The sequence below is a fragment of the Mycobacterium syngnathidarum genome (genome assembly GCF_001942625.1).
GTDB lineage: Bacteria > Actinomycetota > Actinomycetes > Mycobacteriales > Mycobacteriaceae > Mycobacterium > Mycobacterium syngnathidarum.
The window spans coordinates 41,547-50,333 of record NZ_MLCL01000083.1; the positions used below are offsets into that span (position 1 = coordinate 41,547).

The window sequence follows — 8,787 nt, forward strand, 5'->3', positions numbered from 1 at the left end:
CTGAGGGGTCCCCATGTCGGCCGACTATGACCGGCTCTTCCACTCGTCTGAACCGGGTAAACCGGTCGACGATGCCACCGCCATTGTGGACAGAGATGCCATTCTGAAGGCCGCCGCGGCCGCGCCGCCGCCACCGCCGGTTCAGGCCGGGGAAACCAGCTCCACGGATGTGCCCGTGGCCCCCACGGCATCCACCCAGACTCAGGCTGCCGCGCAGCCGCGGCACGCGGAGACCACACCGCAGATGCCTGCGCCGATGCCGCAGCCGCCGGCCACCGCGCCGCAGTGGCCGCAGAACTCGATGCTTCGCGCGCCGCAGCAGCAACAGCAGTTCGGCCAGGGCGCTCGTCACGAGCAGGCCCGGACGCTGCCCGGCCCGGCCCCGCGCGTTGCGCCCGGCCCGGCGCCGTCGCAGTTCGCCGACCTCGATCCTGAGGTCAGCGGCCAGTGGCGGGCAGGCCAGGCCATCCCGACTCCCGCGGCGCCCGGCCCCACGTCAGCGGCCTCGATGGGCAACCACCGCGCGATCGACGCGCTGTCGCACGTCGGGGTCAAGACCGGTGTGAAGATGCCGTCGCAGCGCGGATGGCGGCACTGGCTGTACCTCACCACGCGAATCAACCTTGGTCTGTCGCCCGACGAGATCTACGAACTCGAACTGCATAATCGCATTCGCCGCAACGCCCGCGACTCTTACCAGATCGGCGTGTTCGGTCTCAAGGGCGGCGTGGGCAAGACCGCCGTCACCGTGGCGCTCGGATCGGCGATGGCCAAGGTACGTGGCGACCGCATCCTGGCGATCGACGCCGACCCGGACGGCGGCAACCTGGCCGACCGGGCCGGGCGCCAGTCCGCGGCCACCATCTCCGATCTGCTGGCTGACCAGGAACTGACGCGCTACAACGACATTCGCGCCTACACGAGCATGAACGGCTCCAACCTCGAGGTGCTGTCCTCGGAGGATTACAGCGGCGCGCAGCGCGAGTTCGACGACGAGGACTGGAAGGGCGCCACCTCCGTGGTGTCGCGCTACTACAACCTCGTACTGGCCGATTGCGGCGCCGGCCTTTTCCAGAAGGCTTCTCGCGGCGTGCTTTCCACGGTGTCCGGCATGGTGATCGTGGCCAGCGCCTCGATCGACGGGGCTCGGCAGGCCGCGATCACGATGGACTGGCTGCGCCAGAACGGGTATCAGGATCTGCTCGGCCGGTCCTGCGTCGTCATCAACCACGTCACACCCGGCAAGCCCAACGTCGACATCGACGATCTGGTGCAGCAGTTCGAGCGCCACGTGCCTCCGGGCCGGGTCATCGTGCTGCCGTGGGACAAGCACATCGCCGCGGGCACCGAGATTCAGCTCGACCTGCTCGGCGACACGTTCCAGCGTCGCATCACCGAGCTGGCCGCTGCCCTGTCCGACGATTTCGACAGGCTTGAACGGCGTTGACCGCGACCGCAGCCGCAGCAGGCACATCGAGCACGACGCCCAGTAGGCCGTCCACCACCAGGGTCACGATCCTGACCGGCAAACGGATGACCGATCTGGTGTTGCCGGCCACCGCGCCGATCGAGACCTACATCGACGAAACCGTGAATGTCCTGGGCGAATTGCTCGAGGACACCCCGAAGGACACCCTCGCCGGCTTCGACTTCGCCGAACAGGGCATGTGGGCGTTCGCCCGGCCGGGTGCGCCGCCGTTGAAGGCCGACGAATCTCTGGACGACGCCGGAGTGGTCGACGGTTCGCTGCTGACGCTCGTCTCGGTCAGCCGCACCGAACGGTATCGCCCGCTGGTCGAGGACGTGATCGACGCGATCGCCGTGCTCGACGAATCACCGATATTCGACCGGACTGCACTGAACCGCTTTGTCGGCGTGGCGATCCCGCTGGTGGCCACGGCCGTCACGGTGATGTCACTGCTGTCCTGGAGCGGTGCCGGGCAGGGCTGGTGGTGGGCGCTGGCGCTCGGGTTGTTCGGTCTGGGCCTGCTGGGCGGCAGCTTCGCCGCGCAGACCCGCTACCAGAACCTGGACCTGGCCGAGAGCTTGCTGATGGCCGCGACCATCGTGCTGGCCGGTGCCGCCGCATTGGCCGTGCCATTGCCGTACGACGCGGATTCCCTTGGCGCACCGCAAGTTGCCGGTGCCGGGGCGGTGGTGCTGTTGTTGACACTGGCGACCCGTGGCGGGCCGCGGCGCCGGGCCGATGTGGCCTCGTTCGTCGCGGTGCTGGCGATCGCCATCACCGGTGCGGCGATCGCGATCGGCTACGGTGCCGGTACCTGGGTGCCGGCCGGCGCCATCGCGTTCGGATTGATCGTGGTGACCAACGCCGCCAAACTCACTGTCGCTGTTGCCCGTATCGCCCTGCCGCCGATCCCGGCGCCCGGTGAGTCGGTCTCCAACGACGAGCTGCTCGACCCGGTCATCACACCGGACGAGGTCGACGAAGCGTCACCCACGTGGAAGGCGATCATCGCCTCAGTGCCGGAATCGGCCGCCCGACTGCAAGAACGCAGCTTGCTGACCCGCCAGCTGCTGATCGGATTCCTGTCCGCCGGTTCACTGGTGCTGGCGGTCGGTGCCATTGCCGTTGTGGTGCAAGGACACTTCTTCGTGCACAGCATGATCGTGGCCACGCTCGTCGCCGTGATCTGTGGCTTCCGGTCACGGTTGTACGCCGAACGCTGGTGCTCCTGGTCCCTGCTCGCGGCGGCCATCGCCGTGCCGACGGGCGTGATGGTGCGCCTGTGCCTGTGGTACCCGGGCAGCGCCTGGATGGTGCTGTTGGTCTACACGGCCCTGGGCCTGGTTGCCGTGATCGCCGTCGGTGCCACCGATGGCGTGCGCCGGGTGTCGCCGGTGACGAAACGGATCCTGGAGTTGAGCGACGGCCTGGCCATCGCCGCAGTGATCCCGCTGCTGCTGTGGATCGCGGGCGTGTACGACCTGCTGCGGAACCTGCGGTTGCACTGAGGTTTATCGGTTATGGGTCGGTGAGGAACTGCCGGTCGATCCTGAGGTGCTGAAGCCTGTCGTTGCGTAGTTCGTGGTGGCAGGCGGGGCCGATAAGGGAGCCGGTAGAGAGGCGTCGTGCAGCGGGAGTGGACTGCGATGGGATATGACTTACACATGACGCCCCACGGCTCCGACGGTTGGGACGATGACGACGCCGCCGACAATGGACTCGACGCGCTCGATTTTGACACTCCGGTGTTTGACGACGGTGTATCAGGACTCGACTCCCTGCCGGACTACTCGGTGGGCGACGCTGCCCACGGCACGGCGCACGAGGGCGGCCTCGACGCAGTCCACGACTACACCGGCCAAGAAGTCGAGGACGCTGAGATCGACGACTTCGGCGCCTTCGATGCCGAGGTCGAACCCGAAGACGAAGAGCAGATTCCGGTAGTCCAGGCCATCAACCCACCGGGCACCGTCACTGTCACGGCCTACCTCAACGGTTCGGTCGCCCAGGTGGACCTGGATCCGAAGGTGACCACCCTGACCGAAGCGCAACTGGCTGATGAGATCCGGGTCGTGGCCGGCGTCGCCGCCAAGCGTGCGACAGCGGTGGTGCACATCGGTGTGGTGAACATGATGGTCGAGCAGGGGATGGACCTCCAGGAAGTGCGGGACTTCGTCACAACGAACATGCCGTTCGCCACCCCGGAACAAGCCGGCGAGGCTGAACTCGCACTCATCGCCCGGCACTCTGACCGGGGCACTGATCACTGACGCCCAGCCGGCTACCGTTGCAGTGAGATAACGGGTTCGATGCCGAGGTAGACGACGAACCGATGGACTAGGCGAGATGCGCGTCCCGAGAACCAGATAAGGCCGCCTCGGTGCGGGTAGTTCTGGAACTCGTGGCTGCAATTGGACAGTGCAGGTGCGGGCCGGATTCTGGAACAGCCGCGGATGGTCTGGCGGGCTGAAAACGTAGAGAAAGCGTGCGGCAATGGGCCGAGGCCGAGCTCTAGAAGTTGTGCGTTCAGCGTGTCTTGAGCTCGGGTAGCATTTTGCTCAACCACTGGTAGAGGGGACTGTCAACGGTCACCGCTGGAATGTTGCGATCGGCGGCCGCAGCGGCGCCGTCGCGTCCGGGGTCCCGGCGCTAGAGGTCGACCTGGCCGTCGGTCTCCTCGTGACTAGTTGATGGGGGTATGTGGTGACTGGCGAGTTGCGGGTCAATGTTGCAGAGCTGCGGGCGGGTGCCTCGGGCTTCAAAGATGCGGCCGACGCACTTCCGGATCCACCGAGTGCGTTTCCTTCGTTGGGTACAGATCCGCTGGCCCAGGCGTTGACGAGCCGCACCAATGAGGTGGAGTCGTCGTTGCACGACACGATGCCGACGACCAGAAGCGATGCGCGCACGACGGCAACCAACATTGGGACGGCCGCTGACAGGTATGAGAAGACCGATCAGCAGGCCCATTCTGATGTCAACGCCCGGTTGGCGGAGTTCGATTCGAAATTCGGTTCGTCGAGCGGCGGAGGTGGGGGCATGGATGCGATGGGCCAATTCGGTCAGCTCATGCAGGTGCCCATGCAAATGGCGCAACAACTGGGCCAGGTGCCGATGCAGATGGCTCAACAGCTGGGTCAGGTTCCGCAGACGATCATGCAGAGCGTGCAGCAGCTCGGTCAGATGGGCAGCGGGCTCGGACAAGGCGGCGCGGGCGCCGAAGGCTCCGGTGCAGGTGGCCCCGGCGGACCGGCGTCTGCAGTGAAGCAAGAAGGCTCGGCCGACGATGAGGGCCGGGACGTCCAGAGTGATCAGAAGGACGAAGGGGAGCAGCGTGACGGCGCCGCGGCGCCCGATAGCGGTGCCCAACAGGCCCCGGTGGCTGGCCCATCGGACGGGACTGCCCCGTTTGCGCCAAAGGTCGAGCCGGCGCCGGCCCAGCCGCCGCGCCAACCGCCGCCGCTCGATCCGTCAGTGTTGTTGTGACTAACAGATTGTTCTCTTACGCGAAGGTGTGGTGATGACTGTTCCTCCCCAGGGGCCGTATGGTGCGCAACCCGTCGGGGGTGGTGGGCAGCAGTGGGGCGGGCCGCCTCCGCAAGGCCCGGGCGCACAGCCGCCATACGGACCTCCCGGCGGTCCGTGGTCGCAACAGCCGCAATGGGGCGCTCCGCCGCCTCCGAACAAGGGCGGTAAGGGCAAGTGGATCCTGGTAGGTCTCGCGCTTGTCGCGATCATTGCCGTCAGCATCGTCGGCACGGTTCTCGTGTTGCGCCCAGACTCCGGGGGCAGCAACGGCCAGCAGTCCAACACCGCCAACGGCGGGTCAGAATTCGCGAGTGCTAACGACACTGGGCCTGCCAACATCATCACTGAAGATCCGACATGTGAAGCGTGGGTAAAGATTGCGCACGATATGGATACGGCGGCCCCTGATTGGAATAAACAGGATTATGCGATACCGGCGACAGAATGGACGCCCGAGCAGAAGTCGGTATTTGAGAAGAAGAGTGTCGCGTTGGCAGACGCAATCGAGAAATCGACAAACCTGGCGAAACAGACTCCACACCGGGTAATGCGTGAGCTGTACGGTCAATACATTGCCTACGCTCAAGCGGTTATTGATTCGATTCCAACGTACTCGACGGGAGACGATAATGCCGTTGGCGCCTCCAATCAATTCTTTAGCACGCTGAACAGAGTATGCGACGCCATCCACTACCGTGCGGCCCAGCAGACCGCTCCCCTCGTACCGGTTCCGTCGCCGCCGTCGGATGTCAAAACGTTGAATCAGGAGCTGACCACCGTACCGGGAAGGTTCCTTGGCGCCAGTAACGGCGTATGTGCTGACTGGATAACTGCGGCTGAGCGTTTCGACAATGACACGAAGGACTGGCGCGGTATTGATTCAAAGATATCGGCGACAGAATGGACGCCAGACCAGAAAGCGGTTATGGATGCGGTAGTGCCGGTGATGACCGCTTATGCCGATGAAATGGAACGCTTGGGCCGAAAGAGTGAGAACGCAGTCTGGGAAGACTTCTCAGTGGTCACGGCGCAGTACTTGCGCGCGTACATTGAGGCGATACCCACGTATTCGGTAAACTCTAGCTATCTGGCGTCAGCGTCGACCCGTCTAGCGAATGCGATCTATTGGGCTTGTAAAGCTGAGTCCTCATGAGCACGGTTGCTCGTCCTGCGCTCACTGGACCAGTGATGCTGGATGATATTACGGATCTTGTTTCCCTGCTAGGTGGACAAATTGCAAAGCCAGGCGGCGACGAGTACCTGGATACCATGGCAGGTTCGGGCGCTTGGCCGGAGTTCGACGAGGCAGTGTTCGATCAGCGCAAGGAAATGCTCAGCGGTATCAAATCGACGGTTAGTCAAGCCCGTGCGGATTGGGATGCCGTCCACGCGGCAATTTTCAATGGGCTGTTCGTATGGGCTGGTGGTAGCGCATCGGCCGCGTCGGCGAAAGCCGAGCAACACAGCAAGGCAATGGAAGAGATCGAGAAACAACTGGCCGCCGCCATTGAATGGTGTGCTAAGGCGTGGTCGACAACTAGGAATGCGAAAAAAGCGATCGCCGATTTTATCTGGCTCACGCACAGTGCAATCAAGGAGCTATTAAGTAAAGACTACGAAAAGGAAACGGACAAGAAAGACGCCGAGAACGCCGCCAAGGAGATGGCCAAGCAGGCATACCTCGCCAACAAGCGGTTCCTCGACAGCCTCGCGGAGAGCCTGAGCGGAAATACCGAAGAGAACGCCTCTCCGCCATCTGGGGCCCATGCCGCCGTACCCCTTGACAACAGCAGCGAAGGATCTGGATCGGCACCATCCGCTGGGAGCACCTCCGGTTCAGGTGGTACAGCGTCTGCGTCGCCGGCGAGCGGCCCAACTCAAGGGAAATCCGGGTCTGAGGAGGGCGCGCCAGCCGCTGAGGATGCTGATCCCGGGTCGGAAAAGGCGAGTTTGTTCTCCAAAGCTGAGACGCCTCCTGAGACGCCTGCAGTTGCTAAGGATGTGGCGCCGGGGGCGGCGCAGGTTGGTTTGCCTGCTAAGGCTGAGACGCCTCCTGAGACGCCTGCAATTGCCGAGGATGTGGCGCCGGGGGCGGCGCAGGTTGGTTTGCCTGCTAAGGCTGAGACGCCCTCTGACGCACCCGCAGCTGTCGTGCCAACTCCCGGCCAGCCCACTCCCGCTCGGCAATCACCCACGAACCCAGTGGCTCCCTCTTTCCCGTCGGCGCCGAGCGCCCCAAGCGCGCCCTCCTCTTCCAGCGCCGCCAGCGCGGCGAGCAGCTTGTCGAGTAGCGGATCTCCGGCTTCCTCGGCAGCCAGCGCAGGGGCCGGGCTGGACCCATCAAAGGCGGCAGGCCAAGCGCCGGTCGGTGCTGCGTCGACAGATCCGTTGCAGGCCTTCTCGAAAGGCTTCGCCGATTCGGCCGGTACGCCCGTGCATGCCGCTTCGTCGTCTGGTGGTGCTCCCCCACCGTTGGCTCCATCGCCTGCGGTTCCGGCCAGCGATGCGATGACGCCTGCCAGCACAACGTCGGCGCCAGTATCGCAAGCAGGTGCACAACCACCTGCTTCCCCGGTGCAGGCTCCGGCGTCGGGTGGGTTGATGGGAAGCGGCACGGGCATGGGCGGTATGCCACTGGGCCCGCCGCCGACTCCGCCCCCTGCGGCACCGGTCGCGCCGCCTGCGACGGCCCCACCGCCCGCAGCCGGTCCACCGGCAAACATCGCCGGCGGTGCTCAAGTCGCGCCCATCCCGGTGTCGGCAGCGCGCGCTGAGCGGGATGCGGCCCAGAGTGCTGCGAAGCGGTCAGGTTCGGACCCGTTGGAGTTGGCGCGCAGGTTGGCAGCGGCACTCAATGCGCCCGGCATGACGAATAGTGCTGATTACAAGTTCTTCTGGGTCACCGGACTTACTGTGGACGGCAAGATCGTGGTGGCCAACAATTATGGGCTGGCGTATATCCCTGAACAGGTTCACCTGCCCGAGCCGGTGAACATGGCCTCCGCCGACGACTCGATTCCACCCGCCGAACGCGCCAGTTGGGTGAATGAGCCGGTGGTTGCGGTGCAGCGCTGGGCGCGACACCACGACACAGAATTGCGAGCGGTAATCGCGACCGAAGATCAGCTCCAGAACTCGGACGCCGGCGTGCACCATGAGGTACTGAGCCCCGACGACATCCCTGCCAGCGGCAAGATGGCAGGACGCGATCGTCTGCAGGTAATTGCCCCGCAGGCGAGCTCACAACTGGCCCGAATCAGTGATGTCGATCTGGTGAAGGTATTGCCCCCTGCACCGACCGATGTCAATCCGCCAGAAGATCGACGGACCGAGTTGTGGGACAAAGTGTGGAAGCCGTTGGCCAGCCGTGCCTCCAACCGGGGGGAGCGGCATCTACGGGCGTTTGTGGATTATGCGGCGCACGCCCAAGAGCAAGCGGTATACGCCGCGCACACCGCCGCCGAGTCCGAAGATCAGCGGCGAGCCGTCTGTGACTTCATTTACTGGCAGCACGTGGGTCAGTTGATTGCTGATGCTATCGCTGAGTAATAACGGTGACCGGCTGATTGTGGGCAGACGGTCACCTGGGGCGGCCCAAAAAGGCGGATCGCGTGCCCCCAGCGGGCCCTTATGATTACCCACGGAACTCGGTGGGCAGGTTCGAACCTGAGTTAGGACATTTGGCTTAGTGCCCCGGTTTTGGGATGCCGAGGGTGGTCAGGATTTCTTGTTGGGCTGCCAGGATTTGCGGTGGGAAGGTCTGGGTGGCGCCGTTGATGGCGATGGTCGCC

Annotated in this window: 6 protein-coding genes; all 6 read left to right on the forward strand. The window is 64.4% G+C overall.

Features of this window, described 5'->3' with window-relative positions; all coding sequences use genetic code 11:
- Window positions 1-13: 13 nt before the first annotated feature.
- The 6 genes from BKG60_RS23585 (at window position 14) to BKG60_RS32585 (ending at window position 8,545) form a co-directional block, all read left to right on the forward strand.
- Entirely contained in the window at window positions 14-1,447 is a 1,434-nt protein-coding gene (locus BKG60_RS23585; protein ID WP_070947108.1) for a MinD/ParA family ATP-binding protein, read from the forward strand.
- Complete coding sequence (gene eccD / locus BKG60_RS23590; protein ID WP_075910087.1) at window positions 1,444-2,976, forward strand: type VII secretion integral membrane protein EccD; 1,533 nt, start codon at window positions 1,444-1,446, stop codon at window positions 2,974-2,976. The genes BKG60_RS23585 and eccD overlap by 4 nt, the downstream gene beginning before the upstream one ends.
- 156 nt (window positions 2,977-3,132) lie before the next feature.
- Window positions 3,133-3,738, forward strand: coding sequence for a hypothetical protein (locus BKG60_RS32580; protein ID WP_239252622.1), 606 nt, complete (start codon window positions 3,133-3,135; stop codon window positions 3,736-3,738).
- Window positions 3,739-4,171: 433 nt separating this feature from the next.
- Complete coding sequence (locus BKG60_RS23600) at window positions 4,172-4,954, forward strand: type VII secretion target (RefSeq protein ID WP_075910088.1); 783 nt, start codon at window positions 4,172-4,174, stop codon at window positions 4,952-4,954.
- A gap of 34 nt (window positions 4,955-4,988) precedes the next feature.
- Window positions 4,989-6,149, forward strand: coding sequence for a hypothetical protein (locus tag BKG60_RS23605; RefSeq protein ID WP_075910092.1), 1,161 nt, complete (start codon window positions 4,989-4,991; stop codon window positions 6,147-6,149).
- On the forward strand, window positions 6,146-8,545 hold the full coding sequence (locus BKG60_RS32585) for a hypothetical protein (RefSeq protein WP_239252624.1): 2,400 nt from the start codon (window positions 6,146-6,148) through the stop codon (window positions 8,543-8,545). The genes BKG60_RS23605 and BKG60_RS32585 overlap by 4 nt, the downstream gene beginning before the upstream one ends.
- Window positions 8,546-8,787 lie beyond the last annotated feature (242 nt).

Bases quoted from the DNA above. Each gene is read 5' to 3' on its own strand.
- BKG60_RS23585 (WP_070947108.1), top strand. From the start codon at position 14: ATGTCGGCCGACTATGACCGGCTCTTCCACTCGTCTGAACCGGGTAAA.
- BKG60_RS32580 (WP_239252622.1), top strand. From the start codon at position 3,133: ATGACGCCCCACGGCTCCGACGGTTGGGACGATGACGACGCCGCCGAC.
- BKG60_RS23605 (WP_075910092.1), top strand. From the start codon at position 4,989: ATGACTGTTCCTCCCCAGGGGCCGTATGGTGCGCAACCCGTCGGGGGT.
- BKG60_RS32585 (WP_239252624.1), top strand. From the start codon at position 6,146: ATGAGCACGGTTGCTCGTCCTGCGCTCACTGGACCAGTGATGCTGGAT.